Source organism: Variovorax sp. PAMC 28711, from assembly GCF_001577265.1.
Taxonomy (GTDB): Bacteria; Pseudomonadota; Gammaproteobacteria; order Burkholderiales; family Burkholderiaceae_C; genus Variovorax.
Map to the genome: position 1 here is coordinate 3,409,437 of NZ_CP014517.1, position 26,285 is coordinate 3,435,721.

Annotated in this window: 27 protein-coding genes and 1 pseudogene; 14 read left to right on the forward strand and 14 right to left on the reverse strand. The window is 67.6% G+C overall.

The features are described 5' to 3' along the window. Positions 1-65 precede the first annotated feature (65 nt). From AX767_RS16425 to AX767_RS16465, 9 genes are all read left to right on the forward strand, one after another. Entirely contained in the window at positions 66-1,178 is a 1,113-nt protein-coding gene (locus AX767_RS16425; protein WP_068632302.1) for an aromatic ring-hydroxylating dioxygenase subunit alpha, read from the forward strand. Continuing rightward, positions 1,175-1,942 (forward strand): GntR family transcriptional regulator, encoded by a 768-nt coding sequence (locus tag AX767_RS16430; RefSeq protein ID WP_068632303.1) that lies wholly within the window; start codon positions 1,175-1,177, stop codon positions 1,940-1,942. The genes AX767_RS16425 and AX767_RS16430 overlap by 4 nt, the downstream gene beginning before the upstream one ends. A 14-nt stretch (positions 1,943-1,956) precedes the next feature. Next, positions 1,957-2,943, forward strand: a complete 987-nt coding sequence (locus AX767_RS16435; RefSeq protein WP_068632304.1) for a PDR/VanB family oxidoreductase — start codon at positions 1,957-1,959, stop codon at positions 2,941-2,943. Positions 2,944-3,065: 122 nt separating this feature from the next. Continuing rightward, positions 3,066-4,238, forward strand: a complete 1,173-nt coding sequence (locus AX767_RS16440) for an ABC transporter substrate-binding protein (RefSeq protein ID WP_068632305.1) — start codon at positions 3,066-3,068, stop codon at positions 4,236-4,238. Positions 4,239-4,242: 4 nt separating this feature from the next. Next, a complete protein-coding gene (locus tag AX767_RS16445; RefSeq protein ID WP_068632306.1) occupies positions 4,243-5,115 on the forward strand; it encodes a branched-chain amino acid ABC transporter permease in 873 nt (290 codons plus the stop codon). Beyond that, the gene (locus tag AX767_RS16450; protein WP_068632307.1) at positions 5,115-6,083 is read left to right on the forward strand and encodes a branched-chain amino acid ABC transporter permease; all 969 of its coding nucleotides are present in this window, start codon (positions 5,115-5,117) and stop codon (positions 6,081-6,083) included. The genes AX767_RS16445 and AX767_RS16450 overlap by 1 nt, the downstream gene beginning before the upstream one ends. Next, the gene (locus tag AX767_RS16455) at positions 6,080-6,838 is read left to right on the forward strand and encodes an ABC transporter ATP-binding protein (RefSeq protein ID WP_068632308.1); all 759 of its coding nucleotides are present in this window, start codon (positions 6,080-6,082) and stop codon (positions 6,836-6,838) included. The genes AX767_RS16450 and AX767_RS16455 overlap by 4 nt, the downstream gene beginning before the upstream one ends. After that, positions 6,831-7,535, forward strand: a complete 705-nt coding sequence (locus AX767_RS16460) for an ABC transporter ATP-binding protein (protein WP_068632309.1) — start codon at positions 6,831-6,833, stop codon at positions 7,533-7,535. Before AX767_RS16455 ends, AX767_RS16460 begins: the two co-directional genes overlap by 8 nt. Before the next feature lie 19 nt (positions 7,536-7,554). Then, positions 7,555-8,445, forward strand: coding sequence for an alpha/beta hydrolase family protein (locus tag AX767_RS16465; protein WP_068632310.1), 891 nt, complete (start codon positions 7,555-7,557; stop codon positions 8,443-8,445). Positions 8,446-8,457: 12 nt separating this feature from the next. Here the strand turns inward: AX767_RS16465 and AX767_RS16470 are convergent. From AX767_RS16470 to AX767_RS16480, 3 genes and pseudogenes are all read right to left on the reverse strand, one after another. Further along, positions 8,458-8,694, reverse strand: a pseudogene (locus tag AX767_RS16470) (NAD(P)-dependent oxidoreductase); the annotation flags it as partial. Between the two features lie 165 nt (positions 8,695-8,859). Then, complete coding sequence (locus AX767_RS16475; RefSeq protein ID WP_082755045.1) at positions 8,860-9,525, reverse strand: DsbA family protein; 666 nt, start codon at positions 9,523-9,525, stop codon at positions 8,860-8,862. Next, positions 9,522-10,415 (reverse strand): MBL fold metallo-hydrolase, encoded by an 894-nt coding sequence (locus tag AX767_RS16480; protein ID WP_068632313.1) that lies wholly within the window; start codon positions 10,413-10,415, stop codon positions 9,522-9,524. The genes AX767_RS16475 and AX767_RS16480 overlap by 4 nt, the downstream gene beginning before the upstream one ends. 127 nt (positions 10,416-10,542) lie before the next feature. Here AX767_RS16480 and AX767_RS16485 point away from each other — a divergent pair, with 127 nt between their 5' ends. Continuing rightward, entirely contained in the window at positions 10,543-11,475 is a 933-nt protein-coding gene (locus AX767_RS16485; protein ID WP_068633790.1) for a LysR family transcriptional regulator, read from the forward strand. On the opposite strand, the gene AX767_RS16490 is transcribed toward AX767_RS16485, so the two are convergent. Next, positions 11,453-12,358 (reverse strand): LysR family transcriptional regulator, encoded by a 906-nt coding sequence (locus AX767_RS16490; protein WP_068632314.1) that lies wholly within the window; start codon positions 12,356-12,358, stop codon positions 11,453-11,455. The two genes, AX767_RS16485 and AX767_RS16490, sit on opposite strands and share 23 nt — an antisense overlap. 92 nt (positions 12,359-12,450) lie before the next feature. Between AX767_RS16490 and AX767_RS16495 the strand changes: the two genes are divergently transcribed. Further along, on the forward strand, positions 12,451-13,308 hold the full coding sequence (locus tag AX767_RS16495) for an aldo/keto reductase family oxidoreductase (protein WP_068632315.1): 858 nt from the start codon (positions 12,451-12,453) through the stop codon (positions 13,306-13,308). A gap of 2 nt (positions 13,309-13,310) precedes the next feature. Here the strand turns inward: AX767_RS16495 and AX767_RS16500 are convergent, their stop codons facing one another. The 5 genes from AX767_RS16500 to nirB all read right to left on the reverse strand — a co-directional run bounded on the left by AX767_RS16500 (position 13,311) and on the right by nirB (position 19,121). After that, positions 13,311-13,559: a hypothetical protein gene (locus tag AX767_RS16500; protein WP_068632316.1), complete on the reverse strand. Its 249-nt coding sequence runs from the start codon at positions 13,557-13,559 to the stop codon at positions 13,311-13,313. Between the two features lie 83 nt (positions 13,560-13,642). Continuing rightward, the gene (locus tag AX767_RS16505) at positions 13,643-15,367 is read right to left on the reverse strand and encodes a bifunctional protein-serine/threonine kinase/phosphatase (protein WP_068632317.1); all 1,725 of its coding nucleotides are present in this window, start codon (positions 15,365-15,367) and stop codon (positions 13,643-13,645) included. 19 nt (positions 15,368-15,386) lie between these two features. Continuing rightward, a complete protein-coding gene (locus AX767_RS16510; RefSeq protein ID WP_068632318.1) occupies positions 15,387-16,199 on the reverse strand; it encodes a formate/nitrite transporter family protein in 813 nt (270 codons plus the stop codon). A gap of 40 nt (positions 16,200-16,239) precedes the next feature. Next, positions 16,240-16,581, reverse strand: coding sequence for a nitrite reductase small subunit NirD (gene nirD, locus AX767_RS16515; protein ID WP_068632319.1), 342 nt, complete (start codon positions 16,579-16,581; stop codon positions 16,240-16,242). A gap of 14 nt (positions 16,582-16,595) precedes the next feature. Then, positions 16,596-19,121, reverse strand: a complete 2,526-nt coding sequence (nirB, locus tag AX767_RS16520; RefSeq protein ID WP_068632320.1) for a nitrite reductase large subunit NirB — start codon at positions 19,119-19,121, stop codon at positions 16,596-16,598. Between the two features lie 343 nt (positions 19,122-19,464). Between nirB and AX767_RS16525 the strand changes: the two genes are divergently transcribed. From AX767_RS16525 to AX767_RS16535, 3 genes are all read left to right on the forward strand, one after another. Continuing rightward, positions 19,465-19,707 carry a hypothetical protein gene (locus tag AX767_RS16525; protein ID WP_068632321.1) on the forward strand — a complete coding sequence of 81 codons (243 nt, stop codon included), beginning with the start codon at positions 19,465-19,467 and terminating at the stop codon, positions 19,705-19,707. 96 nt (positions 19,708-19,803) lie between these two features. Continuing rightward, positions 19,804-20,478 carry a response regulator gene (locus AX767_RS16530; protein ID WP_068632322.1) on the forward strand — a complete coding sequence of 225 codons (675 nt, stop codon included), beginning with the start codon at positions 19,804-19,806 and terminating at the stop codon, positions 20,476-20,478. Further along, on the forward strand, positions 20,475-21,827 hold the full coding sequence (locus AX767_RS16535) for an ATP-binding protein (protein ID WP_068632323.1): 1,353 nt from the start codon (positions 20,475-20,477) through the stop codon (positions 21,825-21,827). Before AX767_RS16530 ends, AX767_RS16535 begins: the two co-directional genes overlap by 4 nt. Positions 21,828-21,855: 28 nt before the next feature. On the opposite strand, the gene AX767_RS16540 is transcribed toward AX767_RS16535, so the two are convergent. From AX767_RS16540 to AX767_RS16560, 5 genes are read right to left on the reverse strand one after another with little or no spacing between them, the layout of a single operon-like run. Next, entirely contained in the window at positions 21,856-22,512 is a 657-nt protein-coding gene (locus AX767_RS16540; protein ID WP_082755159.1) for a hypothetical protein, read from the reverse strand. 40 nt (positions 22,513-22,552) lie between these two features. Next, entirely contained in the window at positions 22,553-23,434 is an 882-nt protein-coding gene (locus tag AX767_RS16545) for an SDR family oxidoreductase (RefSeq protein ID WP_082755046.1), read from the reverse strand. After that, positions 23,431-24,114, reverse strand: coding sequence for a TenA family transcriptional regulator (locus AX767_RS16550; protein ID WP_068632324.1), 684 nt, complete (start codon positions 24,112-24,114; stop codon positions 23,431-23,433). The genes AX767_RS16545 and AX767_RS16550 overlap by 4 nt, the downstream gene beginning before the upstream one ends. Before the next feature lie 14 nt (positions 24,115-24,128). Then, on the reverse strand, positions 24,129-25,589 hold the full coding sequence (locus AX767_RS16555; protein WP_068632325.1) for an AMP-binding protein: 1,461 nt from the start codon (positions 25,587-25,589) through the stop codon (positions 24,129-24,131). Then, complete coding sequence (locus AX767_RS16560) at positions 25,586-26,224, reverse strand: thermostable hemolysin (RefSeq protein ID WP_068633795.1); 639 nt, start codon at positions 26,222-26,224, stop codon at positions 25,586-25,588. The genes AX767_RS16555 and AX767_RS16560 overlap by 4 nt, the downstream gene beginning before the upstream one ends. Positions 26,225-26,285 lie beyond the last annotated feature (61 nt).

Sequence of the window (26,285 nt, forward strand, 5' to 3'; positions counted from 1 at the left end):
GTGTTTACCCTGCTATTGGCGGTTTTCCCTGGATTTCGGTGCATCAATGTATACATTCCGTATCCATGAATACCTCTCCCAGCTTTCCCCTGAACGCCTGGTACGCGGCGGCCTACGACGTCGAAGTGAAGCACGCCCTGTTGCCCCGCACCGTGTGCAACCAGAAGCTGGTGCTCTACCGGCAGACGAACGGCCAGGTCGCTGCGCTGGAAGACGCGTGCTGGCATCGCCTGATGCCGCTGTCCATGGGGCGGCTCGAGGGCGACGAGGTGGTCTGCGGCTATCACGGCCTGGTCTACAACGCGCAGGGCCGTTGCACCTTCATGCCGAGCCAGGAGACGCTGAACCCGTCGGCCTGCGTGCGCAGTTATCCGGTCGTGGAGAAGCACCGCTTCGTCTGGATCTGGCCGGGTGATCCGGCCAAGGCCGACCCGGCGCTGGTGCCCGACATGCACTGGAACGACGATCCGGCCTGGGCCGGCGACGGCAAGATGATCCGGGTGGCGTGCGACTACCGGCTGGTGGTCGACAACCTGATGGACCTCACGCACGAAGCCTTCGTGCACGGCTCGTCGATCGGCAATCGCGAGGTGGCCGAGGCGCCTTTCGTCGCGACCCACGGCGACCGCTCGGCCACCGTCACGCGCTGGATGGAGAACATCGACGCGCCGCCGTTCTGGGCCGCGCAGATCCGCCACGGCCACGGCTACCGCGGCAAGGTCGACCGTTGGCAGATCATCCGTTTCGAGGGACCGTGCACCGTGAACATCGACGTCGGCGTGGCCGAGGCGGGCAGCGGTGCCGTGCCGAAGGCCGACGGCGACAAGGGCGACCGCAGCCGCGGCGTCAACGGCTTCGTGCTCAACACGATCACGCCCGAGACCGACAAGACCTGCCTCTATTTCTGGGCCTTTGCGCGAAACTACTGCATCGGCGAGCAGCGGCTCACGCACGAACTGCGCGAGGGCGTGGCGACCATCTTCCGCGAAGACGAACATGTGCTCGAAGCGCAGCAGCGCGCCATCGACGAACGGCCCGACTACGCCTTCTACAACCTCAACATCGACGCCGGCGCAATGTGGGCGCGGCGCCTGATCGACCGCATGGTCGAGCGCGAGCAACCGCGCCGGCCGACCATCCCGATCCGGCCCGCCGAAACGACGGAGACCGCGCGGTGAGTACGGTCGCGAGCTTCGCCGTCCACGACGCGGTCGACGCTGGCACCTCGCAGGCGGTGAAAGCGCAACTGCGGCTGCGCGAAATGGTGCTGGCCGGCGAGCTGCCGGGTGGCACGCGCATCGCCGAGGTCGCGATGTCCGAGTTGCTCGGCGTGTCGCGCACGCCGGTGCGTTCGGCCCTCATGCGGCTCGAGCAGGAAGGCTTGCTCGAGAGCCTGCCGAACGGCGGCTATGCGGTGCGCACGTTTTCCGAACGCGACGTGTCGGATTCGATCGAGCTGCGTGGCACCCTCGAAGGGCTGGCGGCGCGGCTGGCCGCCGAACGCGGGGCGCCGCCGGTGGTGCTGCGCGAAGCCCGCGCCTGCCTGCAGCGCATCGACGCGCTGCTGCGCGAGCCGGCGCTCGACGACACGGCCTTTTCGCGCTACGTCGATTTCAACGCGCGCTTCCACGCGCTGCTGTCGGAACTGTCGGGCAGCCCGGTGATCGCGCAGCAGCTGGAGCGCATCACCAACCTGCCCTTCGCGTCGCCGTCGGGCTTCGTCGTGGTGCAGGCCAACTCGCCGGCCGCGCGCGACATGCTGCTGATCGCGCAAGACCAGCACCGGCAGGTGCTCGATGCGATCGAGAGCCGCGAAGGCTCGCGCGCCGAGGCGCTGATGCGCGAGCACAGCCGCCTGGCGCAACGCAATCTGCGCGAGGCACTGCATGGCGCGCAGGGCCATCCGCTCCCTGGTGTTCAACTGATCCGCCGCCGCAGCTGACGACGGCCTCCAACATGAAGAATTCCACGCATTGGCGCGCCGCGCGCGTCGAGTCGCTGCGCGACATCACCCCCACGGTGCGCGAGTTCACGCTGCGTCCGCAGGACGCCCACGACATCTCGGCCGACTGGTCGCCCGGCAGCCACATCGAGGTCGAACTGCTGCGCGACGGCCGGCCGATCAAGCGCTCCTATTCGCTCGTCGGCCAGCCCGACGGCGAGTGCTTTCGCGTCGCGGTCAAGCGGCTCGATGCGGGGCAGGGCGGCTCACGTGCGATGTGGCAGCTCGCGGTCGGCGACCGGCTGCAGGTGAACGGGCCGCGCAACCACTTCGGGCTCGACCTGAACGCGCCGGCCTACCTGCTGGTGGCAGGCGGCATCGGCATCACGCCGATGCTGCACATGGCGCAGCATCTGCAGGCCCGCACCGGGCGTGCGCCGCTGCGCATGGTGTACGGCGCACACGAAGCCGCCGAGGTCGCGTACCGGCCCTTGCTGCGCGAACTGCTCGGCGCTGCGTTCGCTGAATTCGTGGCGTCGGAGGGGCGACACATCGACATCGCCGCCGAGATCGCCGCCCTGCCGCCGCGCGGCCAGATGTACGTCTGCGGCCCGGTGCCGATGCTCGACGCGGTGCGCCGGCAATGGGCGGCATCGGGCCGGCCGGTGGCCGACCTGCGCTACGAAACCTTCGGCAGCAGCGGACGCTTCGCACCGCAACCGTTTCGCGTCGAAGTGCCGCGGCAGCGCATCGACATCGTGGTGCCGGCCGACAGCAGCCTGATGGATGCGTTGCACGCGGTCGGCGTGCAGACGCTGCACGACTGCAAGCGCGGCGAGTGCGGCCTGTGCGCGGTCGACGTGCTGGCGCTCGACGGCGAGATCGATCACCGCGACGTGTTCCTGAGCGAGCACGAGAAGGCCGGCAACCAGCGCATCTGCACCTGCGTGTCGCGCGTGGTCGGCTCGATCTCAATCGACTCGGCGTACCGGCCTGACTGAATTATTTTGAACAATAGTTCGCATAGCGAACAGATTGGGTGTTTACCATGAGCGCCGATGCGCGACCTTTGCGGACAATCGTTTCAGTCGCGCGCCCGCGCTCCATTTCTCAAGGAAAAACCATGCATCGTCGCCACTTCGGCAAAGCCGCGAGCCTCGTCGCGCTCGCGCTGGCCCTGCCGGCCGCCCACGCCCAGAGCAACACCTTCAAGATCGGCCTGATCCTGCCGATGACGGGCCAGTCGGCCTCGACGGGGCGCCAGATCGAAGCGGCGGCGAAGCTCTACATGGCGCAGAACGGCGACACGGTGGCCGGCAAGAAGGTCGAGCTGATCGTCAAGGACGACACCGGCCTGCCCGACGTCACCAAGCGCCTGGCGCAGGAACTGATCGTCAACGATAAGGTCAACGTGCTTGCCGGCTTCGGCCTCACGCCGCTCGCGCTGGCCGTGGCACCGATCGCCACGCAATCGAAAACGCCGCAGGTCGTGATGGCCGCCGCCACGTCGAGCATCACCGAAGCCTCGCCGTACATCGTGCGTTCGGGCTTCACGCTGCCGCAGGTGTCGGTGCCGATGGGCGACTGGGCGCCGAAGAACGGCATCAAGACCGTGGTGACGCTGGTGGCCGACTACGGGCCGGGCAACGACGCCGAGAAGTTCTTCAGCGAGCGCTTCCAGCTGAACGGTGGCAAGGTCATTGACAAGCTGCGCGTGCCCCTGCGCAACCCCGATTTCGCACCTTTTCTGCAGAAGGTGCGCGATGCCAAGCCCGACGCGCTGTTCGTCTTCGTGCCCTCGGGCGCGGGTGCCGCGGTCATGAAGCAGTTTCTGGAGCGCGGCATGGACAAGGCCGGCATCAGGTTCATCGCGACCGGCGATGTGACCGATGACGACCAGCTCAACGACATGGGCGACGGCGCGCTCGGCGTGGTCACTTCGCACCACTACTCGGCCGCACACCCGTCGGCGATGAACAAGAAGTTCGTCGAGGCCTTCCAGAAGGCCAATCCGAAGATGCGCCCGAACTTCATGGCGATCGGCGGCTACGACGGCATGCGAGTGATCTACGAAGCGCTCAAGACCAGCAAGGGCCAGGGCGGCGGCGATGCGCTGCTGGCCGCGATGAAAGGCCAGGTCTTCGAGAGCCCGCGCGGCCAGGTGCTGATCGATGCGCAAACACGCGACATCGTGCAGGACGTGTACCTGCGCAAGGTCGAGAAGAAGGACGGCCAGCTGTACAACGTCGAGTTCGACGTGATCAAGGCCGTCAAGGACCCCGGCAAAGCCAAGTGATCGCGTGCTGACGATTCTTTTCGACGGCATCGCCTACGGGATGCTGCTGTTCGTGCTGGCCGTGGGGTTGGCGATCACGCTGGGGTTGATGAACTTCATCAACCTCGCGCACGGCGCTTTCGCCATGGCGGGTGGCTACCTCACGGTGTTCGCCATGCAGAAGTTCGGCGTGCCGTTCCTCTGGTGTCTGCCGCTGGCCTTCCTCGTCGTCGGGGGGGCGGGTGCGCTGCTCGAACGCACGCTCTACCGGCCGATGTACGGCAAGTCGCATCTTGACCAGGTGCTCTTTTCCATCGGCCTCGCCTTCATGGCGGTCGCCGCCATCGACTACTTCGTGGGTTCGTCGCAGCAGAACGTGCAACTGCCCGAATGGCTGCGCGGCCGCACCGAGATCGGCGACGGCGCGCTCATGCTGGGCATGGGGCATTACCGGCTCTTCATCATCGGCGTGTGCGCGGTGCTCACCGTCGTGTTGCAGCTGATCCTCAGCAAGACGCGCTTCGGCAGCCGGCTGCGCGCGGCGGTGGACGACCCCCGCGTGGCGGCGGGCATGGGCATCAACGTGAACGTGGTGTTCCTCGCGACCTTCGCGGTGGGCTCCGGGCTCGCGGGACTCGGCGGTGCGCTCGGTGCGGAGATCCTCGGGCTCGATCCGACCTTTCCGCTCAAGTACATGATCTATTTCCTCATCGTCGTCTCGGTCGGCGGCACTTCGTCGATCACCGGTCCGCTGGCGGCGGCGCTCCTGCTCGGCATCGCCGACGTCGCCGGCAAGTACTTCATCCCGAAGATGGGCGCCTTCACGGTGTACCTGCTGATGATCCTCATCCTGATGTGGCGGCCGCAAGGGTTGTTCACGCGAAAGGGCGCCAAGTGATGGATGCCGACGCAGCGCAGTCGGCGCTGCTGAACAAGGCGCGCTGGCGCCCGTGGGAATTCGCGATCTGGATCGTCGCCCTCGCGTTGCCCGCGCTCGTGCCTTCGCACGCGCTGCTGGTGAACGAGATCGCGATCGTCGCGCTGTTCGCGATGTCGCTCGACCTGATCCTCGGCTACACGGGCATCGTGTCGCTCGGGCATGCGGCGTTCTTCGGTTTCGGCGCCTACGCGGCGGCATTGTTCGCCAAGCTGGTGATGCCCGACCCGACGGTCGGGCTCTTCTTCGCGATCGTGTTGTCGGCGGCGCTGGGTGCGGTGGCGAGCGTGACGATCCTGCGCGGCAGCGACCTCACGCGACTGATGGTCACGCTGGGTACGGCATTGCTCCTGCTCGAACTCGCGAACAAGCTCGACTGGCTCACCGGCGGCGCCGACGGGCTCCAGGGCGTGGTGCTCGGCCCGGTGCTCGGCGTGTTCGACTTCGACCTTTACGGCCGCACGGCGGCCTGGTATTCGCTGGCCGTGATGCTGGTGCTTTTCCTCTTCATGCGCCGGTTGGTGCAGTCGCCGTTCGGCGCGACGCTCAAGGCGATCCGCGACAACCGCCTTCGTGCGATGGCGATCGGCGTTCCGGTTGCGTCGCGGCTCGTCGTGATCTACACCATCGCGGCCGGCATCGCTGGCGCGGCCGGGGCGCTGCTCGCGCAGACCACCGGCTTCGCCTCGCTCGATGTGCTGGCGTTCGACCGCTCGGCCGACGTGCTGCTCATGCTGGTGATCGGTGGCGTGGGCTGGCTCTACGGCGGCATCACCGGCGCGATCGTGTTCAAGCTGCTGCAGAACTGGCTCTCGGCGGTGACGCCTCAGTACTGGATGTTCTGGATCGGCCTCATCCTGGTGCTGCTCGTGCTGGTCGGTCGCGACAGGCTGCTCAAGCCCTGGACCTGGATCGGAAAGCGGGCATGACCGACACCGTTCTTTCTGCCAAAGGCCTCGTGATGCGCTTCGGCGGCATCACTGCCACCAGCAACGTGACGCTCGACCTGAAGCGCGGCGCGCGCCATGCGCTCATCGGCCCGAACGGCGCTGGCAAAACCACGCTGATCAATCTGCTCACGGGCGTGCTCACGCCGACCGAGGGCCGCATCGCATTGCTCGGCGAAGACATCACCACGCTGGCGCCGCACAAGCGGGTGGCGCGCGGTCTGGTGCGCACCTTCCAGATCAACCAGCTGTTCGATTCGATGACGCCGCTGGAAACGCTGGCGCTCGTGGTGTCGCAACACCACGGCATCGCGTCGCGGTGGTGGCAACCGCTCGGTGCCGCGAAGGTCGTGGCCGAGCGCGCTGCGCAACTGCTCGAACAGTTTCGCCTGGCCGACGTGGCCCGTCAGCCCGTGAAGCACCTCGCGTACGGCAAGCGTCGCCTGCTCGAGATCGCGATCGCGCTGGCCTGCGAGCCGCGTGTGCTGCTGCTCGACGAGCCGGTGGCCGGCGTGCCGGCGGGCGAGCGCGAGGAGTTGCTGCAGACCGTTGCCGCGCTGCCGGCCGATGTGTCGGTGCTGCTCATCGAGCACGACATGGACCTGGTCTTCAGCTTCGCCGATCGCATGACGGTGCTGGTCAACGGCGCGGTGCTGACCGAGGGCGATCCCGATGCGATCGCCAACGATCCCAAGGTGAAAGAGGTCTATTTGGGCCATGGAGCGGCGCATGAGTGAACTGTTGCGCATCGAGAACCTGAGCGCCGGCTACGGTGAGGCGGTGGTGCTCACCGGCATCTCGCTCGCGCTCGGCCAGGGCGAGACGCTCGCGCTGCTCGGGCGCAACGGCACCGGCAAGACGACGCTCATCAACACGCTGGCCGGCGCGACGCGGCAACACGCCGGCAGCATCACGCTGGGCGGACAGCCGCTGCACCAACTGCCGCCGCACCAGCGCGCCGCCGCCGGCATCGGTTGGGTGCCGCAGGAGCGCAACATCTTCAAGTCGCTCACCGTGCATGAGAACCTGACGGCCGTGGCGCGAGCCGGCCAGTGGAATCCACAGCGCGTGTACGAGATGTTCCCGCGACTGGCCGAGCGCAAGGGCAACCTGGGCACGCAGCTCTCGGGCGGCGAACAACAGATGTTGGCGGTCGGTCGTGCGCTGGTCGTCAATCCGCGGCTGCTGCTGCTCGACGAACCGCTCGAAGGCCTGGCGCCGATCATCGTGGAAGAGTTGCTGCGCGCGATCCGCCGCATCACGCAGGGCGAGGGGCTGGCCGCGATCATCGTGGAGCAACACCCTCAGGCGATCCTCGCGATTTCCGACACGGCGGTGGTGCTCGACCACGGCACTGTCGTGCACGCTGCCGAGGCTGCCACCTTGCGCACACAACCCGAGGTGCTGGAACGTTTGCTCGGAGTGGCGCGCTAGGACGAACTCACGAACCGTCATGACCCCTTTCCGTTGCTGCGCCGCGTTGGCTTTTCTCCTGACGACGTGCGCTGCAACGGCGCAGGGGCCGGCGGCCGATCTGCAGCAGCCGGAGACGATCCGCCTGACGCTCGCGGTCGACAGCCAGCCCACCGAAGTCGTGGCGCATCTCTACAAGCCGCCGGGCGATGGTCCGTTTCCGCTGGTGCTGTTCGCGCACGGTCGCGCGGCCACGCGGCAGGAGCGCCTCGACATGAAGTTCCCGATCAGGGTCGGCCATGCGAACTACTGGCTCCGCAAGGGCGTGGCCGTGCTGGCGCCGATCCGGCCGGGCTATGGTGAGACCGGGGGCGACGACCGCGAAGACTCCGTCAGCAACTGGCACGGCGACCAGTGCCATGCGGTGCCCAGCTACGAGCGCACGGCGGACAACGCGCGTGCCACGCAGGTGGCGGCCCTGTCGTGGGCGCGCCAGCAACCGTGGGTGCGGCGCGACCGCGTGCTGCTCGAAGGCCAGTCGGTCGGTGGGCTCACCACCCTCGCGCTTGCCACCTTCAACACACCGGGCGTGGTCGGCGCCGTCAATTTCGCGGGCGGTGCCGGTGGCAATCCGAACGAAGCGCCGGGCCGAAGCTGCAAGCCCGAACGCCTGACCGAGCTTTATCGCCTCTTCGGCAAGGCCACGAAGATGCCGACGCTGTGGCTCTACGCGAAGAACGACCTGTACTGGGGCCGCGAAGCGCCGGTCCATTGGTTCGCAGCGTTCAAGGCCGGCGGCAGCCCGGCCGCGTTGCTGATGACCGAGCCGGTCGAGGGCTCCGACGGTCACCAGCTGATTCACCGCGGCGCGCCTCTGTGGCGCTCGGCACTTGACGACTTCGTGAAGCAGGTCGGGCTGCTCGCGCCTTGATCCTGTCGGTGCTCAGTGGCCGACGGTGAAGCGCGCGCGCGAGTGCTTTGGCGATTCGACCTCGTCGACCAGCGCGACCGCGAAATTTTCCATCGTGATGCGGCTCGCGCCGGCGGCATCCGCCAGCAGCTGGTCGCCGCCGATGCGAAATTGGCCGGTCCGCTCGCCGGGCTCGGACAGGGCCGACGGCGAGATGAAGGTCCAGTCGAGCGCCTTCTCTTTGCGCAACGTGTCCAGGAACACGCGGCCCGTCGGCCTGTTTGGCCGATGCGACCACCGTTTCGGCGGTGCTGCCGCCGTCGAAGCGCGTGGCGCTGACGACGGCATCGTGCCCGCGCAGGAGCGGCGCGATGGCGGTTGCGTCGCTGGCGTCTCCGGCTTTCACCGTGAGGCCGTCGCGCGCGGCGATGTGGCTCATGGGGTGCTCCTTGACGCGGCGAGGTTGGAAATCGATTGGGTGAGATGCGCAATCCATGCATCAGGCTGGCCGAGGAAGCGGCTCGCGTCGATGCGGGTGCGCGAGCCTTCCGCATCGGCAAGCGCGAAGGTCGGAAAGCCCTGGCCGCCGACCTCCACGAGCAGCGCGCGGCTCTCGGCGAAATGCGCGTCGGTGCGTGCGCCCAAAAGGTCCGTGAAAGCCGCTTCGAATGCCGCCGCGTCGGGGCCGATGTCGGCTGCGAGCGCCAGCAGCAGGTCGGTGTCTGCGATGCGCAGGCCGTCGACGTAGTGCGCGCGCTGCAGCCGATGCAGCAGGTCGAGTCCGCGTCCGCCGACTTGCTCCGCCGCGAGGATCGCGGTGGTCGGCGGGGCCGAGTCCGTCACGGCGGTGGTGTCGTTCAGGAGGCCGTCGAAATAGCCGCTGCCAAAAGGCTGGCCGCTGAGCTGCGCGATGCGGCGGTCGTGCGGCATCACGTGCTCGCGCCACTGCGGCGTGATCGTGCGACGGTTCGGGCCGGTCATCATTCCGCCGCCGTGCAGCGCGATCGTGAGGCCCGGCACGTCGCGCGCAGCAGCGACCAGCGGCGCGGCCGCGTAGCACCAGCCGCAGAGCGGATCGAAGAGGTAGTGGAGGGTGGTCATTGCGGCCATTTCATGTCGCCCTTGATCACCTTGGCGCTGAGGTCGAGCGATGACGCGTCGGAAAGCGTCGGGTAGCGCTTCTTCATGGCCGCGATGAGCGTGACCGAGTCCTTTGCCTTGGCCGCCTCGGTCTCGAAGGCCTTCAGGTAGCCGCGGGTGAACGCCACGCCCGTCGTGTACGACACCTTGCCGTTGGCGGCCGGCAGCGCATGGCCCGGCACCACGGCGCGCGGTCGCAGCGCGTCGATGCGGTCGAGGGTTTGGAGCCAGTCCTTGCGCGAGGCGGCGCTTTGCGTGTCGGCGATCCACACATGGATGTTGTTGCTCACCGGAATGCCACCGACCACCGTCTTGAGCGACGGAATCCAGGCGAAGCTGCGCGCCGGTGTCGGGACGTCGAGGCCGACGATGCGGATCTGCCGACCTTCAAGCGTGATCGTGTCGCCTGCAAGCACCTCAGGCACCACCAAGGTCTTCGGTGCGTTGTCTTTCAGGATCGGCCCCCAGTGCGCGAGCTTGCCGTCCTTCGAAGCCTGGATGGCCGCGACGGTGGGCGCAGTGGCGACGATCCTCGCGTCCGGAAACGCAGCGTGCACCACGTCGAGACCGAAGTAGTAGTCGGGGTCGCTGTGGCTGATGTAGACCGTGGTCAGCTTCTTGCCGCTGGCCTTGATCTTCTGCACCAGCGCCTCGGCATCGTTGCGCTGGAACTGCGCGTCGATGAGCACGGCCTCGGTGGCGCCGGTGATCAATTCCGAAGCGACCGGAAACATCGACTTGGTGTCCGCGCTGTGCACCATGAGTTGGAGCGGTTGCGCGGCATGCGCCGCACCCACCAGCGCCAACGTGGCGGAAGCGAGGGCGGTGCGTAGAAAAGTGGAGCGAAGCATGAATGAGTCCCTGAGCGGTGCGTGGAGCGAGCGTTGAAGCCACGATGCTAAGTTTCTCGAAGCGATAGAAAAAGCGCTGAAAATGCGCTTCTTTGTTTCACCGATCGATGCAATTCGAATCGCCGCCATGGACCGCCTCACCGCCGCCGAAGTGTTCGTGACCATCGCCGCGCGCGGCAGCCTGACCGGCGCGGCCGATGCGCTGGCGATGTCGCGGCCGATGGTCACGCGCTACCTGGCCGAAATGGAAAGCTGGGCCGGCGCCCGCCTGCTGCACCGCACGACGCGCCGCGTGAGCCTCACGCCCGCGGGCGAAGAAGCGTTGGCGCGCTGCCAACGCATGCTCGAGGTGGCCGGCGACATGGCCGCAACGTCAGCGCCGGGCGAAGACCTGCCGCGCGGCTTGTTGCGCATCGCGTGTTCGCAGTCGCTCGCGCAGGATGTGCTGGCCGGCGCGGTGGCCGAATACCTGCGTCGCTGGCCGCAAGTGGCGATCGACCTGCACATCGATGCGCGCGCAGTGAACCTGGTCGAAGACCGCATCGACCTCGCGATTCGCATCACCAACGACATCGACCCCAACCTCATCGCACGGCCATTCGCGCAATGCGCGTCGGTCGTGTGCGCGTCGCCCGCGTGGGTCGCGGCGCATGGCCGGCCGCAGCGCGCCGAAGACCTCGCGCTGCACAACTGCCTCACGTACTCCTATTTCGGCAAGAGTCTCTGGGCGTTCGACCACGCGGGCGAGCGCATCGTCGTGCCGGTCGGCGGCAACCTGAGCGCGAACGAAACGCATGTGCTGCTTGCCGCCGCACTCGAAGGCGTCGGCGTGGCGATGCAGCCGCTGTATTCGGTGGCATCGCTCATCGCAGAGGGCAGGCTGGTGCCGCTCCTGCCCGACTACGCGCCGCAATCGCTGGGTGTTCACGGCATCTATGCATCGCGCCGGCAGATGAGCGCGGCGCTGCGCACGTTCATCGATTTCCTCGTCGAGTGGTTTGCCGACGCTGCGCACTGGGCGCCGGGCCTGGCGGCAGTCAGGCGTCGCCGGAAGTCCTGATGAAATCCACGAACGCGCGCAGCGGCGCCGGCACCAGGCGCCGGCCCGGGTAGTAGAGAAACGGTCCGGAGAAAGTCACCCACCAAGGTTCCAGCAGTGGGACGAGCGCGCCGCTTTCCAGGTATGGCCGCAGCCAGTCCTCGAAGAGAAAGATGACGCCGGCGCCAGCGATCGCGGCCTCGACGCCGAGCTCGACCGCCTCGCCCGCGCGCACGATCAGGTTGCCGGTCGGATTGACCCGCACCTTTTCGCCCTTGCGTTCGAACTCCCAGGTCGGCATGACGCCGCTGCTGAAGCGCCCGCGGATGCACGTGTGTTTCAGCAGGTCGCGGGGATGGTCGGGGCGACCGCGCGCCGCCAGGTATGCCGGCGCTGCAGCGGTCGCGAAGCGCTGCACGCGCGGACCGATGGGCACCGCGATCATGTCCTGCTCGAGCCGCTCGTCGTAGCGGATGCCGGCATCGCAACCGGCTGCGATCACGTCGATGAAGCTGTCTTCGGCCACGATCTCCAGCACGATGTCGGGGTACGCCGCCAGGAAGCTCGGCACGATGGCCGGCAGCACGAGCCGCGACGCGCTGATCGGAACGTTCAGCCTCAACGTGCCGGCAGGCCGGTCGCGAAAACCGTTGACCACGTCCAGCGCCGCTTCGACTTCAGTCAACGCCGGGGCGAGCCGCTCGAGCAAGCGCTGGCCTGCCTCGGTCGGCACGACGCTTCGGGTGGTGCGGTTCAGCAGCCGGACGCCCAGCTGGGTTTCCAGCCGGCGCACCGCCTCGCTGATGGCCGAGGCACTGGTGCCGCTCATGCGCGCACCGCCCCTGAAACCCTTTGCCCGCACCACGGCGACGAAGGCGTTGAGATCACCCAGATTTGCTTTCATTGCTTGGATTCCCGCACAGCGTGTGCCGAGTGTGCCGGCTTATCGCATGCGCGCTGCAAACCTAGACTGGCTTTCAACGCAAAGGAAACATTATGAATTCCATCGACGACGCAGGCACCTTCACACTGGGGGGCCGCACCGTGAGACGGCTCGGCTACGGCGCCATGCAACTCGCTGGGCCCGGCGTGTTCGGCCCACCCAAAGACCGTGAAGATGCGCTCGCCGTCTTGCGAGAAGCCGTCGCCAGCGGCGTGAACCACATCGACACGAGCGACTTCTACGGCCCGCACGTCACCAATCGATTGATCCGCGAGGCGCTGCATCCGTACAAGGACGACCTCCTCATCGTCACCAAGGTCGGCGCCTCGCGCGACGACAAGGGCGGGTGGCTGCCGGCGCTCACGGCCGAGGCGCTCGCAGCAGCGGTGCACGACAACTTGCGCAGCCTCGGGCTCGACGTGTTGGAGGTCGTCAACCTGCGGATCATGTTCGACGTGCACGGCCCGGCCGAGGGCAGCATCGAGGCACCGCTCGCCGCGCTGGCCGAGCTGCAGGCACAAGGGCTGGTTCGGCACATCGGACTCAGCAACGTGACGCGAGCGCAGGTCGCGCAAGGGCGCAGCATGTGCGAGGTCGTGTGCGTGCAGAACCAGTACAACCTGGCCAACCGAAGCGACGATGGGCTCGTCGATGCGCTGGCACGCGACGGCATCGCGTACGTGCCGTTCTTTCCGATGGGCGGCTTCACGCCGCTGCAGTCGGCCGCACTGACAAAGGTGGCCGAGTCGCTGGGCGCCACGCCGATGCAGGTGGCTTTGGCGTGGTTGCTCCAGCGGTCACCGAACGTCCTGTTGATTCCCGGGACTTCGTCGGTGAGTCACCTTCGCGAAAACCTGGCGGCGTCGCAACTCGTGCTGCCGCCCGAAGCGCTGCAGGCGCTGTCGGCCTGAAATCAGCCCGCGTTCTTCAGCGACTGCTTTGCCTTGCTGGCCGAGCTCTTGGCGCGGTTCTTGTGGTAGCCCGACTTGACGTTGTTCACGGCCTTGCCGACCGGGCCGCTCTTCTTCGCCTTGCTGTCGGCCTGCTTTTCGTCGATCTTGTGCTGCGCGGCATCGGTGGCTTCCGACGCGGCCTTGCCGATCTGCGCGCTGGCGCCGAGGACGGTGAGGGATGCGGCGAGGGCGATGAGGATCTTGTGCATGAGAGTCTTCTCCAGATGTGATGTAAGCGATACACATCGTTGCATGCGCTCCGGAGTCACCCTGTCAGCCAGGGCCGACAGCTTCAATGGCCGAAAACGCGCAGGCCGAGCAGGACGACCACGCCGGCGCCCGCCAACGCCGTGGTCCCTTGCCAGAAGCGCACCGGGTGGCGCTCGATCAGCGGCGGCATGCGCGCTCGCAGGAACTCTTGCCCCGGTGCTTTGAGGTCGTGCGCGAACTCGGACACGGCTTGCTGCCGCTTCGCAGGATTGGGGTGCAGCGCCTTCTGCAACACCGCATCGACCCAGATGGGCAGCGCCGGGCGGAAATGGCGGACCGGCACATAGTGCAACCGGCTCGCGTCGGCGGGCGCACGCACGCGCGAGGCATGCAGGCCATAGGGCAGCTGGCCCGTGAGCATCTGGTAAGTGATGACCGCCAGCGAGAAGAGATCGGACCGTGCGCTGCCGCCGTGCCCCGTGAAGTACTCGGGCGCCGTGTACTGCAGGGTGCCTGCGATGGCGTGGGCGTCGCGCGAGCCGGCGCTGTCGGCCAGGCCCGCCACATGGGCCGAAGCAAGGTCAATGATCTTGACGGTGCCGGTGCCGTCGATCATCACGTTCTCCGGTCGCAGGTCCTGGTGCAGCATCTCGCGGCCGTGCAGCGCCTGCAGGCCCGACGCCAGTTGCGCGACGATGGCGCGCACGCTGTCCAGGCTCGGCGCGGGGTGGTCGACCATCCACTGCGCCAACGTCTGGCCGTCGACGTACTCCATGGCGACGAACAGGTGACCGCGCGTGCGGTCGATCGCGCTCGCCTTGAGTACATGCGGGCTGTCGACGCGCCGCGCCACCCATTCCTCGAGCACGAAGCGGTCGAGGTAGTCGGCGTCCTCGCGCATGTCGATCGACGGCAGCTTGAGCACCACCTGCTCGCCGGTGACATCGTCCACAGCCAGGTGCACATGGCTGCGCGAACTGACCTGCAGTTCGCGCACGAGCGTGAAGCCCTCGAAGCGCGCCCGCGGCGCCAGCGGCGGCGACAACGCCAGCGCCTGCCGTTGCAATTGAAGCTGCGCCGCGTCCGCTGCAGGGAGCTCATCGATGCGCAGCAGCTGGAGGGTGGCGTCGTCGTCACCGCCGCGGGCCCGCGCTGCCGTCGCAAGCAGCCGCGCCGCTTCGTCGAAGTCGTCACCGCAGCGCGCGAGCGCGTCGTGCACCGCTTCGGCACCGAGATGCGCATGCGCCCCGTCGGTGGCGAGCAGGTACACCTCGCCGACTTCCGCCGTCCAGTCGCGGTAGTCGATCTCCACATGCGCGCCGACACCGAGTGCACGCCCGAGGTACGACTCGACCGAGGACAGATGCACACGATGGTCTTCGGTGAGCTGCTCGAGGGCGTGCGGATGCAGCCGGTAGATGCGCGAATCGCCGACGTGCAGCATGTGCACGTCGCGCCCCTTGAAGATGAGCGCGCTGAAGGTGCAGACATAGCCGGCGTCCTTGTCGAAACGCGCGTCGCTGCGCATCGTCTGCGCGTGCAGCCAGGAGTTGGTGGCGGCGAGCACGCGCTGCGCCGAACGCCGCACCGACCATGCATCGGAGGTGGCGTAGTAGTCGTCGAGAAAGCCGCGCACCGCCGCGGCGCTGGCGACCTGGCTGACGCGGCTGGAGCCGATACCGTCGGCGATCGCCACCGCGATGCCCTTGGCGGTGCGCAGCGGTCCCTCCGGCAGCATCGCGCCGTGGAAATCCTGGTTGACCCGACCGGCTCCGGCCAGCGAGTGCTGGCCGAGCGTCTTGCGCATCGAGGGCGCGGCGATGCGTTCAGCTCACGACGCGCTTGGCCGCCGTCTTGTAGTGCGTCGCGTAGAGCGTCAGACCGACGAAGGTCAGGCCGCCGACCAGGTTGCCCAGCACCGTCGGGATCTCGTTCCAGACGAGGTAGTCCATCAGCGTGAACTTGCCGCCGAGCATCAGGCCGGTGGGGAACAGGAACATGTTCACGACCGAATGCTCGAAGCCCATGTAGAAAAAGATCGTGATCGGCATCCACATGCCGATCGCCTTGCCCGACACGGTGGTCGACATCATGGCCGCGACCACGCCGGTCGACACCATCCAGTTGCACATCACCCCGCGAACGAACAGCGTCAGCATGCCGGCCGCCCCGTGCGATTGATAGCCCAGCGTGCGGCCTTCGCCGATGTGGCCGAGCCGCTCGCCGATGGCGTTGGGCGCCTCGCTGAAACCGAAGGTGAAGATGATCGCCATGAACAACGCCACCGTCAGTGCACCGGCGAAGTTGCCGACGAACACCAGGCCCCAATTGCGCAGCACGCCTTTCCAGGTGGCGCCGGGGCGCTTGTCGAGCACGGCCAGCGGCGCCAGCGTGAACACGCCGGTGAGCAGGTCGAAACCCATCAGGTACAGCATGATGAAACCGACCGGGAACAGCATCGCGCCGACCAGTGCGTTGCCCGTATTGACGGTGATGGTGACAGCGAAGGCGGCTGCCAGCGCGAGGATTGCGCCCGCCATGTAGGAGCGGATCAGCGTGTCGCGGGTGGACATGAGGAGCTTGGATTCGCCGGCGTCGACCATCTTGGTGACGAACTCGGCAGGGGCTAGGTAGGCCATGGGGATTCCTTGAAAACGATGAAAAAAAGAAGGGCGACCCTCAGGCCAGCGAGATCTGTACGCGACCGTCTTCGACGCGCACCGCATGGGCGCGCACCGAGTGCTCCGGCGCTTCGAGGCACTCGCCGTTGCGCAGGTCGAAGTGGTTCTTGTAGAGCGGCGACGCGACGACGATGCGGTCGCCCAGGCTGCCCACAAGGCCGCGCGACAGCACGCTGGCCTGCGACTTCGGGTCGACGTTGTCGATCGCGAAGAACGGCCCCGCAGCGCCGATGCGGAAGATCGCGACATGCACGCCCTCCACGAGCGCGCACACGCCGGTGTCGGGGAGGATGTCGGTGGCCGCGCACACGGCGGTCCAGCGAAGGGTTTCGGTGGTCATGGGTGTTCCTGGGTTCAGGCCGTGGCGACGCCGGCTTCCGCGCGTTCTTCGTTGCGGGCGGGCCGGATCTGTCCGCGTTCTTCGACGAACACGATGTGCTCGTCTTTCTTCTCGCTGTTGACGAAGGAGCGAAAGCGCTGGCGCGTGGCGGGGTCGTTCACCGCTGTTTTCCACTCGCACTGGTAGGTGTCGACCACGTGCTGCATCTGCGCTTCGAGCTCGGCGCCCAGGCCGAGCGTGTCGTCGATGAGCACGCCCTTCAGGTAGTCGAGTCCGCCCTCGAGGTTGTCGCGCCAGGTGCTGGTGCGCTGCAACCGGTCGGCCGTGTGCACGTAGAACATGAGGAAGCGGTCGACCAGCTTCACCAGCTCGGCCTTGGAGAGATCGGACGCGATCAGTTCGGCATGGCGCGGCTTCATGCCGCCGTTGCCGCACACGTACAGGTTCCAGCCCTTCTCGGTGGCGATGATGCCGACGTCCTTGCTCTGCGCCTCGGCGCATTCGCGGGTGCAACCCGACACGCCGAACTTGATCTTGTGCGGCGTGCGCAAGCCCTTGTAGCGGTGCTCCAGTTCGATCGCCATGCCCATGCTGTCGTCCACGCCGTAGCGGCACCAGGTCGAGCCGACGCAGCTCTTCACCGTGCGCAATGATTTGCCGTACGCATGGCCGGACTCGAAACCGGCCGCGATGAGCTCTTCCCAGATCGGCGGCAACTGCTCCACGCGGGCGCCGAACAGATCCACGCGCTGGCCGCCGGTGATCTTGGTGTACAGGCCGTACTTCTTCGCGACCTGGCCCACGGCGATCAGGCCATCGGCCGTGACCTCGCCGCCCGGCATGCGCGGCACCACCGAGTAGCTGCCGTCCTTCTGGATATTGCCGAGGAAGTAGTCGTTGCTGTCCTGCAGGCTCGCCAGGTCTTTCTGGAGCACGAAGTCGTTCCAGCACGACGCGAGCACGCTGGCCGCGGTCGGCTTGCAGATGTCGCAGCCCAGGCCCTTGCCGTGTTGGGCGAGCAGGTCGGCGAAGGTCTTGATCTGGCCGACGCGCACCAGGTGGTAGAGCTCTTGGCGCGAGTAGGGGAAGTGTTCGCACAGATGGTTGTTGACGGCCATGCCGCGCTGGGCCATCTCCATCTTCATGACCTGCGTGACCAGCGGCACGCAGCCACCGCACGAGGCGCCGGCCTTGTTGCAGGCCTTCATGTCGGCGATGGTGCAGGCGCCTTCGCCGACCGCAGCGCAGATGGCGCCTTTGCTCACGTTGTTGCAGGAGCAGATCTGTGCGGTGTCGGGCAACGCCTCGACGCCGAGGCCCGGCCTGGCCTTGCCGTCGCTCGACGGCAGGATCAGAAACTCCGGGTCGGCCGGCAGCGCGATGCCGTTGAGCGCCAGCTGCAGCAAGGTGCCGTATTCGGCTGCGTCGCCCACCAACACGGCGCCGAGCAGTTGCTTGCCGTCTTCGCTCACCACGATCTTCTTGTAGATCTGCTTGTGCTCGTTGACGTACTGGTACGCACGCGACCTCGGCGTCCTGCCGTGCGCGTCGCCGATGCTCGCGACATCGACGCCCATCAGCTTGAGCTTGGTGCTCATGTCGGCGCCGGTGAAGGCGGCGTCTTCCTCGCCGGCGATGTGCTTTGCGGCAACGCGCGCCATGTCGTAGCCCGGCGCGACGAGGCCGAAGGTCTGGTCGTTCCAGGCGGCGCATTCGCCGATCGCGTAGACGTTGCGGTCGCTGGTGCGGCAATGCGTGTCGACCGCGATGCCGCCGCGCGCGCCGAGGGCCAGCAGGCTCTGACGCGCCAGCTCGTCGCGCGGCCGGATGCCCGCGGAGAACACGATCATGTCGGTCTCCAGGTGCGTGCCGTCAGCGAAGACCATGCGGTGCCGGCCCGTCGCACCATCGACGATCCCGACCGTGTTGCGGCCCGTGTGCACCTGCAGGCCGAGCGCCTCGATGCTGTTGCGCAGCGCGCGCCCACCGCCTTCGTCGACCTGCACGGCCATCAGGCGGGGTGCGAATTCGACGACGTGCGTCTCGAGGCCCATGTCGCGCAACGCCTTGGCGCATTCGAGGCCCAGCAGGCCACCGCCCACGACGACGCCGGTCTTCGAGCGCGCGCCGCATTCCTTCATCGCCTCCAGGTCTTCGATGGTGCGGTAGACGAAGCAGTTCGCGCGGTCGCGCCCGGGCACCGGCGGCACGAAAGGCGAAGAACCCGTGGCCAGCACCAGCTTGTCGTAGTGCACCACCTCTCCATCGGCGGTGGTGACCGTGTTGTCGCGGCGTTCGATGGCCACGGCGCGTGCCGCCAGGCGCAGCGTGAAGCCGCTGCGCTCGAAGAAGCCCGGTTCGACCAGCGAAAGATCTTCGGCGGTTTTGCCGGCAAAGAATTCGGAGAGGTGAACCCGGTCGTAGGCCGGGCGGGGTTCCTCGCACAGCACCGTGACTTCGGCGTCTGTGATTCCGAGCGCATGGAGTTGCTCCAGAAACTTGTGGCCCACCATGCCGTGGCCGATCACTGCGATTTTCATGTCATGTCCTGCGCGCTTACCGGTTGGAGCAGGCGAAACGCCAGCGTGTTCGCTGTCGATTCGCTCGAATCCCGCCCTCATTAGCGGAGGCACTGTGAAACCCGCGGCAACGGCGCCGGGGACAGTTCACAGGTTCAAGCAATGTCCGTGCCGACCGATAGGCCGCCTTCGGCCCCGATTTTCGGTTTTCCGCACTGCGATCGAGCCGGTTCGTCCGGAGAACAGCATTCGTCACCGCATTGGTGCGCCGGCCCGTGCGCGCGACGGCCTTAACGAAAAGAAAAGGTCGGCGAACCATCATCGCCCGGCAGGCGGCGCTCTTGCGGCCCACACGATCGAGGAGATGACGATGCAAACCGACGCCGACCGCACTGCGCTGAAAGCGCGCGCGCCCGCGCGCGACCCCGAGCCGGCCTGTCTGCCCGCGGTGCTCGCCGCCATCGGCGCGGCGGTGGCGCTGGCGGCCGTCGTCTGGACCACCTACGACGCGTTCGACGAGAGCGGCTTCGACTTTCGGGCGGCCGTTGTGCAGCCCGTGCTTTCGGCACTGGGGCTTGCGCCTTCGCCGGGGGCCGGGCCGAAATGAAGGACGCCCGGGCGACCGACTCGTTCTTTTCCGGCGTGAGAACCGGTCCTGATAATGACCTGCGGCACCGATCCACGTGGCCGGGAGTGAACTGACATGCGTTTGCTGGTGGTTGAAGATGACGTCCTGCTGGGCGAGGCGCTCGCCGTCGGCTTGCGGCAGCTGGGGCACGCGGTCGACTGGTTCGGCGACGGTGCCAAGGCCGATGCGGCGTTGGCCGGCGCGGCGTTCGACGCCGTGGTGCTGGACCTGGGCCTGCCGCGTGGCGACGGCATGGTGTGGCTCCGGCGCTGGCGCGAACGGGGTCTCAAGGTGCCGCTGTTGATCCTCACCGCGCGTGACGGCGTCGAAGAGCGCATCGCCGGGCTCGACGCCGGTGCCGACGACTACCTCGTCAAGCCGCTCACCATCGATGAACTGGCAGCCCGCCTGCGCGCGTTGGTGCGGCGTGCCGCCGGGCAGGCGCAGGCGGCATGGCAGCACGGCCAGCTCCACTATGACCCGGCCACCAAGGTCGTGTTGTGGAAGGGCGCAAAGGTCGACCTCACGGGCCGCGAACTGGCGGTGCTCGAAGCCTTGCTGGGCCAGTCGCAGCGGGTGCTGTCGAAGGCGCACCTGCTGGAAAAACTGTACGACTGGAGCGGGGTCGAGCCGGAAAGCAATGCGCTGGAGGTGCACATCCACCATCTGCGTCGCAAGATCGATCCGAACATCGTGCGCACGGTGCGCGGCGTCGGTTATGCCATCGGTTCCGGCGAGGCCGGCCCATGAGCCTGCAACGCCGCCTGCTGCTGTATCTGCTGGTGTGTGCTCCCCTGGTGTGGGGCGTCGCGCTGTACTTTTCGATCGACCAGGCGCGGCACCAGATCAACGAGCTTTTCGACACCGAACTGATCCGGCTCGCGCGGCAGCTGCAGTCCACGCTGGGTCCCGACATTGGCCGGGCGGAAGGTCCGTTGCCGCCTGCGCCGCAGGAAGGTGCGCCGGACGCGGGCGAATCCGACGTGCGCGACCTCGCGGTGGCGGTGTGGGACCAGCACGGGCAACTCATGCTGGCGGACCGTGAAGGCGTGCAGCTGCCCAACTTGCCGAACCGCAGCGGCTTCTTCAACGAGGATGTCGCGGGTCGCCCCTGGCGCGTGTACTACCTGCAATCGCTGGACGGTCGCTGGCAGGTGGCGGCAGGGCAGGGCACCTACGAGCGCGACGAGCTGATCTTCGGGCTGATGACCAGCCAGGTTGCGCCCTGGTTGCTGGTGTTGCCCTTCTTGCTCGCGTTGATGGCGTGGGCGGTGCGGCGCGCGCTGGCACCGATTGCCGATCTCACCACCGAGCTGGCGAATCGCCAGGCAGACGACCTCCAACCCATTCCCGAAGGCCCCACGCCCGCCGAGCTCAAACCGATGATCGGCGCGATGAACGGCCTTTTCGCGCGCATCGACGCGTTGCTCGTGCGGGAGCGCCGGTTCACCGCCGATGCGGCCCATGAACTGCGCACACCGCTGGCCGTGCTGCGCGCCCAGTGGGACGTGGTGCGCCGCTCGGGCAGTCCGGACGAGCGCACGCAGGCTGAACGCAAGCTCGATGCGGGCCTCGATCGAATGGGGCGGCTCGTGACGCAGATGCTGGCGCTGTCGCGCGTGGAGTCCGGCGCGCTGCCCGCGCTCGTCGAAGTGGCCTGGACGCCCGTCGTCGAGCAGGCGATGAGCGACTGTCTGTTGCTGGCCGAACGTCGCGGCATCGAATTGTCGTGCGAATGGCCGCCGGTTGGCCAGTACCCCTTCCCGCTGATGGGCGACGAGAACCTGCTGACTGTCCTGCTGCGCAACCTGCTGGACAACGCCATCCGTTATGCGCCGGTCGGCACCGGCGTTGTCCTGCGTTTCACGCAGGACACGGTCGAGGTCGCCAACGACGGCCCGCCGCTCAGCGACGCGCAGTTGCGTCGGCTTGGCGAACGTTTTTACCGGCCGGACGGCCAGGAGGAGGGCGGCAGCGGCCTCGGCGTGTCGATCGTGCGACGCATTGCCGAAATGCACGGCCTGGAAGTCGTGTTCGGCACGGCCAGAGGCGGACAGGGTGTCAGTGTGCAGCTGCGCTTCGACGCAGCGCACCGCTGAGCCCCGCGCCGCGCCGCGCTGCGGCCTGCTACTTTGCCCTGGTCTTTTCGAGCAGGGCGCGGGCTTCTTCGCGGCGTCCGGTGTCGGCCACCAGGCGGCCGGGCCGTGCCGGCGCACCGATCGCCCGCTCGAGGTAGGGCACCGCCTGTTCCGGCTGCTTGGTCTCGACCAGGTACTCGCCGTAGAAGAAGTTCGGATCGATGCCCTTGGGATTGAGCGCCAGCGCTTTCTGCAGGAGGTCTTTCGCCTTGGCCTTGTCGCCGAAACCCACGGGCCACCCGGGCACTTTGTAGTAGAGGACGCCCAGGCTGTTGTAGGCCGAGCCGTCGAGCGCGTTGCCGTCGATGGCAATGGCCGATTCGTAGAGCGACTTGGCCTGCTTGACGAGGCCGAGCGCGCCCAGCCCGCCCTTCTCGCCGGCCCACGAGCTCACGACGATGCCTTCCCAGACCAGCGGCTCTGCACGGCCCGCATGGTTCTCGCTGATCTTGTGTGCCTTGGCGGCGAGCGCCTCGAAGCGTTTTTCGCGCTCGGCCGGCGGGCTCTGGTAGCGGATGACTTCCCAGTCGTGCTGGAGTTCGACCACGGCGTCGTCCACCGGAGCCGCCTGCACGGGCAGGGCCACGAAGGCGAGTGTCGCAAGGCTGGCGGCGGCGGCCAGCGCGGTGATGACGCGTCGTCGCATGGGGGCGGAGGTGTGCTTGTCTTTCATTTTTTTCCTTGGTTCAGGGGGAGCTGTGCATCAGCGAATGGGTGTCGGCATCGGTCGGGCCTTCTGGCGGGCAGTCGAGCGACAGGGTGGCGGGTTGCGAAAGGGCCGGCAGGCTGGCCCGGTGTTTGGTGAACGCGCCGTCGAGCCATGCCGGGACCAGTCCGTTGAGTCGCACGGCGAGCTTTTCGGGGAAGCCGAGAAACCGCTCGACAGCGCCGCTCTCCAGCAGGTCCACCAACGCACGCGCCACCGACTGCGGATCGTCCATGGCGGTCGCGGTTGCAGCGTTGTAGTGGCTGACGGCCTCGCTGTTGAACGCAGTGCGCGTGCTGCGCGGCCCGAGGTATTGCACGCCGATGCGCGTGTCACCGAGTTCGCGGCGCAACGACTCCGCGAAGCCGCGCAAGCCGAATTTGCTCGCGCTGTACACGCTGTAGCCAGGCAGGCCGAGGCGCCCGAGCACCGAGCCGACGAAGAGGATGCGGGCTTCGGGCAGCGCGCGCAAATGCGGCAGCAGCGTCTGCGTGAGGAGCATCGGCACGAAAAGATTCAGGTGCAGCACCTGTGCCATTTCGGTGGCGCTGAGCGCTTCGAGCCTCCCGAAGCCGGGCAACCCGGCGTTGTGCACCACGACGTTGGCGCCCCAACCGGCGGCCACTTCGGCCAGCCCGGTGATGCTGGCTGTTCGCGTGAGGTCCGCTGCATACCACTCCACCTGGGGCTTCATCGGGTCCTTGCATTCGCGCAGCAACGCACGGGCCTGCGCGGCCAGCCGCGCCGGTGAGCGGCCGACCAGCATCACCGAGGCACTCGCGCCCACCAGCGCTTCGGCAGCAGCCTGCCCGATGCCGCCGCTGGCACCGGTGAGCAGGACGCGCGCGCCGGCCGCCTTCATGCCGCCACCGCGCTTTGCGTCACTGCGGTCTGCGGCAAGGGCAGGCCCCGGAACACGTCGCTGTAGAGCCAGTAGAAGGCGCGCGCCGCGTGGACAATGTCGGCCTGGTCCTGTGCATCGTCGACCTGGTCCATCAGCAGTTCGAAGTGGGCGGTGTGTTCCTGGTCGAGCGTGCCGTGCGAGCGCAGGTAGCTGAAAGCCGCGTCGGGCAACTGCAGGGGCTTCTGGATCTGGTCTGCCGCGAGCAGGGCCAGCGACACGCTGGTGCCTTCGAGCACATGCACCATGCCGAAGAAGCCCAGCGGATTGCGCCGCGCGATGGTGTCGTAGGCATACGCGACCATCACTTCGGTCGCATGGCCGGGCGGCCCGTTGCGCACGGCTTCCTCGTCGCCTCCCGTGGCACGGATGTCGTTCAGGATCCATTCGTCGTGGCCCTGTTCTTCTTCGATGTACTCGTCCAGCGGTTCGCGCAGCCAGAGGTTGGACTTCGGCAACGCGGCCTGGCACGCATGCAGCAGGGGCACCGTGTGACGCACGTGGTGATAGGCCTCGCGCAGGAAGGCCTGGTAGCTCGACAGCGAAACCTCGCCGCGCAGGCAGCCCTGGATGATCGGCGTGGCCAGCAAGCGCATGCGGGCGTCGGTGGTCTCGGCGACCAGTCTTTTGTAGAAGCTCATGGGAGTCTCGGTTGTCAGGAAAGGGAAGGTGCCGTGGTGCCCAGTGCGTCGGCATGCAGGGCGAGGATGGCTGCGCGCTGCGGTCGCCCGTTGGCTGTCGCCAGACCCGAGGCGACGCTGAAGTCCGCCTGGCCGCGCGTCCAGCGTGCGATGCGCGCGTAGTCGGGCAAGGTGGCGTTGGCGGTTTCGACGGCGGCCTGAAGTGCATCGTCGGTCGCGCCCGGAAGCACCGGCCACAGCACGGCGCTCAATGCGGGTTCGCCGTCGCCGAAGACCACCGCGTGCGCGATCGCGTGCTCGCTGCGCAGCGCCGTCTCGACCCACTCGGGCGAGACGTTCCGACCGAACCCGGTGATCAGCACATGCTTCTTGCGGCCGCTGATGTGGAGGAATCCGTCGGCGTCGATGTGACCGAGGTCCCCGGTCGACCAGCGATCGCGGTGCGGGGCGTCGGCGCCTTGTCCGAGGTAGCCCAGAAACAGGCTGCCCGCCACTTCGATTTCGCCGTCGGCGGCGATGTGCACTTGCGCATGGGGCAGCGCGCGGCCCGCGCTGCCGGGCAGGTCGGCACCGGGCAGGTTGAGTGTTTGAACCGATGCGCCTTCAGACAGGCCGTAGCCCTCGCAGGCCGGGATGCCCATCGCGCGCGCAGCTTGCAGAAGCTTGACGCCGACCGCGGCGCCACCCACTGCGACGAGCTTGAGCGACGCCGGCGCGCGCTGGCCGGTCTGCAACAGGTAGCCGGTCCAGACGCGCAGCATCTGCGGCAGCAGGATGACGCTGTCCGGTTGTTGCGCCACCACCGCGGCATGGAAACGTGCGGCGTCGAAGCTCGACGAGCCCGACAGGCCCAGCGCCGCCAGCGGCAACGTCACGCAAGTGGCGCCGCGCATCAGCGGCGCCATCACACCCGCGATGTTTTCCAGCAGCACCGCGAAAGGCAGCGCGCACAGATGGCGGCGGATGTCGAGCGGCTCCATGGCCTCCACGAGTCCGCTGGCCACACCCTGCATCGCGACGGCGTCGAGGCAAACCCCTTTGGGTGCGCCGGTGGTGCCGGAGGTAAAGGTGATCTTGGCCGTGCCTTCGGGCATCGCCACGGTGGCCGCCGGCAGCCGCACCATCGCCAGCGACTGGCCGGCGACCGTGCAGGACGAAGCGGGCGCCTGGGGCCAGCGTGCCGCCATCGTCGGCATCGTCAACACGGTGTCGACGCCGGCCGCGGCCAGTGCGTGAGCGATCTGCTCGGCGGTGAAGAAGACGGGCAGCGGCACGTGCACGACCTGTGCCTCGGTGGCCGCACGGTCGGCCACCACCCAGGCAGGAGAGTTGTCCATCAGGGTCGCGAGCACGCGGGTGCCTTGCGTCTTCAACCGGGCGGCCAGCGCATGGGTTTCCGAGGCCAGTTGCGCGAAGGTCCAGCGCAGCCCACCGTCGTCGAGCGCAATGGCTTGCGGGTCGGCAAGCGCGTTCATTGGCCGGCTTTCGGGGCGCGTGCAGGCCGCGCCAGTCGTCGAAGCGCCTGATGAAGGTGGCCCGCGAGCACCACCGGGCGATGGTCGTAGTAGCTGCCCCAGCTCGTAGCATCCGGACCCAGCGCCTGCGGATCGGCCATGCCGAGAGCGAGCGGCGTCACGCCCATGCGCATGAAGAGGTGGCGCAGTTCGCTGGTGATGGTGCCCACGACCCACACGAAGCCCTGCGATGCGAGGTGCGGTCCGATCAGCGAAATGAGCCGTCGACCTTCGCCGGCGCGGCTGGCGGCCAGATGGCCGACCTCGACGATGTGATGGCGTTCGGGCTGGGCCTCGGCCTGCGAGGCGAGCAGGGTTTCGACGGGCGACGGCAGGTAGCGCTCAAGAAAGAGCGTGGCGCCGCCAGCGCTGCGGTAACCCGCTGCCGCGACGATCTCGCCGCGGTCCTGCAGGCTGACCAGCATGGGCGCGAAGTGCTGCACGTCCGCGCCATAGCGCCTCGCGAACACGTCGCCGATGAACTGTTCGACCTCGGCGCGACGGGCGTCACCGAGGCCATGAACCTGCAGTCGCGGAGCCGAAGCCCGGGCGCTGGCAGACGACGCGCCGTCGCCGTCGTGCGGGGACAAAGCCATGAACATTCGCTCTCCTTGGAGTTCCACGGCAAACGGTGGATGAACTCAAGGAGCGAATGCT

What these genes read in the sequence shown, in the direction of transcription:
- AX767_RS16535 (WP_068632323.1), top strand. Translation starts at nt 20,475, where the DNA reads ATGAGCCTGCAACGCCGCCTGCTGCTGTATCTGCTGGTGTGTGCTCCC.
- AX767_RS16455 (WP_068632308.1), top strand. Translation starts at nt 6,080, where the DNA reads ATGACCGACACCGTTCTTTCTGCCAAAGGCCTCGTGATGCGCTTCGGC.
- AX767_RS16475 (WP_082755045.1), bottom strand. Translation starts at nt 9,525, where the DNA reads ATGACCACCCTCCACTACCTCTTCGATCCGCTCTGCGGCTGGTGCTAC.
- AX767_RS16485 (WP_068633790.1), top strand. Translation starts at nt 10,543, where the DNA reads ATGGACCGCCTCACCGCCGCCGAAGTGTTCGTGACCATCGCCGCGCGC.
- AX767_RS16530 (WP_068632322.1), top strand. Translation starts at nt 19,804, where the DNA reads ATGCGTTTGCTGGTGGTTGAAGATGACGTCCTGCTGGGCGAGGCGCTC.
- AX767_RS16540 (WP_082755159.1), bottom strand. Translation starts at nt 22,512, where the DNA reads ATGCGACGACGCGTCATCACCGCGCTGGCCGCCGCCGCCAGCCTTGCG.
- AX767_RS16560 (WP_068633795.1), bottom strand. Translation starts at nt 26,224, where the DNA reads ATGGCTTTGTCCCCGCACGACGGCGACGGCGCGTCGTCTGCCAGCGCC.
- AX767_RS16500 (WP_068632316.1), bottom strand. Translation starts at nt 13,559, where the DNA reads ATGCACAAGATCCTCATCGCCCTCGCCGCATCCCTCACCGTCCTCGGC.
- AX767_RS16480 (WP_068632313.1), bottom strand. Translation starts at nt 10,415, where the DNA reads ATGCTTCGCTCCACTTTTCTACGCACCGCCCTCGCTTCCGCCACGTTG.
- AX767_RS16545 (WP_082755046.1), bottom strand. Translation starts at nt 23,434, where the DNA reads ATGAAGGCGGCCGGCGCGCGCGTCCTGCTCACCGGTGCCAGCGGCGGC.
- AX767_RS16425 (WP_068632302.1), top strand. Translation starts at nt 66, where the DNA reads ATGAATACCTCTCCCAGCTTTCCCCTGAACGCCTGGTACGCGGCGGCC.
- AX767_RS16440 (WP_068632305.1), top strand. Translation starts at nt 3,066, where the DNA reads ATGCATCGTCGCCACTTCGGCAAAGCCGCGAGCCTCGTCGCGCTCGCG.
- AX767_RS16435 (WP_068632304.1), top strand. Translation starts at nt 1,957, where the DNA reads ATGAAGAATTCCACGCATTGGCGCGCCGCGCGCGTCGAGTCGCTGCGC.
- nirB (WP_068632320.1), bottom strand. Translation starts at nt 19,121, where the DNA reads ATGAAAATCGCAGTGATCGGCCACGGCATGGTGGGCCACAAGTTTCTG.
- AX767_RS16505 (WP_068632317.1), bottom strand. Translation starts at nt 15,367, where the DNA reads ATGCGCAAGACGCTCGGCCAGCACTCGCTGGCCGGAGCCGGTCGGGTC.
- AX767_RS16490 (WP_068632314.1), bottom strand. Translation starts at nt 12,358, where the DNA reads ATGAAAGCAAATCTGGGTGATCTCAACGCCTTCGTCGCCGTGGTGCGG.
- AX767_RS16555 (WP_068632325.1), bottom strand. Translation starts at nt 25,589, where the DNA reads ATGAACGCGCTTGCCGACCCGCAAGCCATTGCGCTCGACGACGGTGGG.
- AX767_RS16510 (WP_068632318.1), bottom strand. Translation starts at nt 16,199, where the DNA reads ATGGCCTACCTAGCCCCTGCCGAGTTCGTCACCAAGATGGTCGACGCC.
- AX767_RS16465 (WP_068632310.1), top strand. Translation starts at nt 7,555, where the DNA reads ATGACCCCTTTCCGTTGCTGCGCCGCGTTGGCTTTTCTCCTGACGACG.
- AX767_RS16525 (WP_068632321.1), top strand. Translation starts at nt 19,465, where the DNA reads ATGACGATGCAAACCGACGCCGACCGCACTGCGCTGAAAGCGCGCGCG.
- AX767_RS16450 (WP_068632307.1), top strand. Translation starts at nt 5,115, where the DNA reads ATGGATGCCGACGCAGCGCAGTCGGCGCTGCTGAACAAGGCGCGCTGG.
- AX767_RS16495 (WP_068632315.1), top strand. Translation starts at nt 12,451, where the DNA reads ATGAATTCCATCGACGACGCAGGCACCTTCACACTGGGGGGCCGCACC.
- AX767_RS16550 (WP_068632324.1), bottom strand. Translation starts at nt 24,114, where the DNA reads ATGAGCTTCTACAAAAGACTGGTCGCCGAGACCACCGACGCCCGCATG.
- AX767_RS16460 (WP_068632309.1), top strand. Translation starts at nt 6,831, where the DNA reads ATGAGTGAACTGTTGCGCATCGAGAACCTGAGCGCCGGCTACGGTGAG.
- nirD (WP_068632319.1), bottom strand. Translation starts at nt 16,581, where the DNA reads ATGACCACCGAAACCCTTCGCTGGACCGCCGTGTGCGCGGCCACCGAC.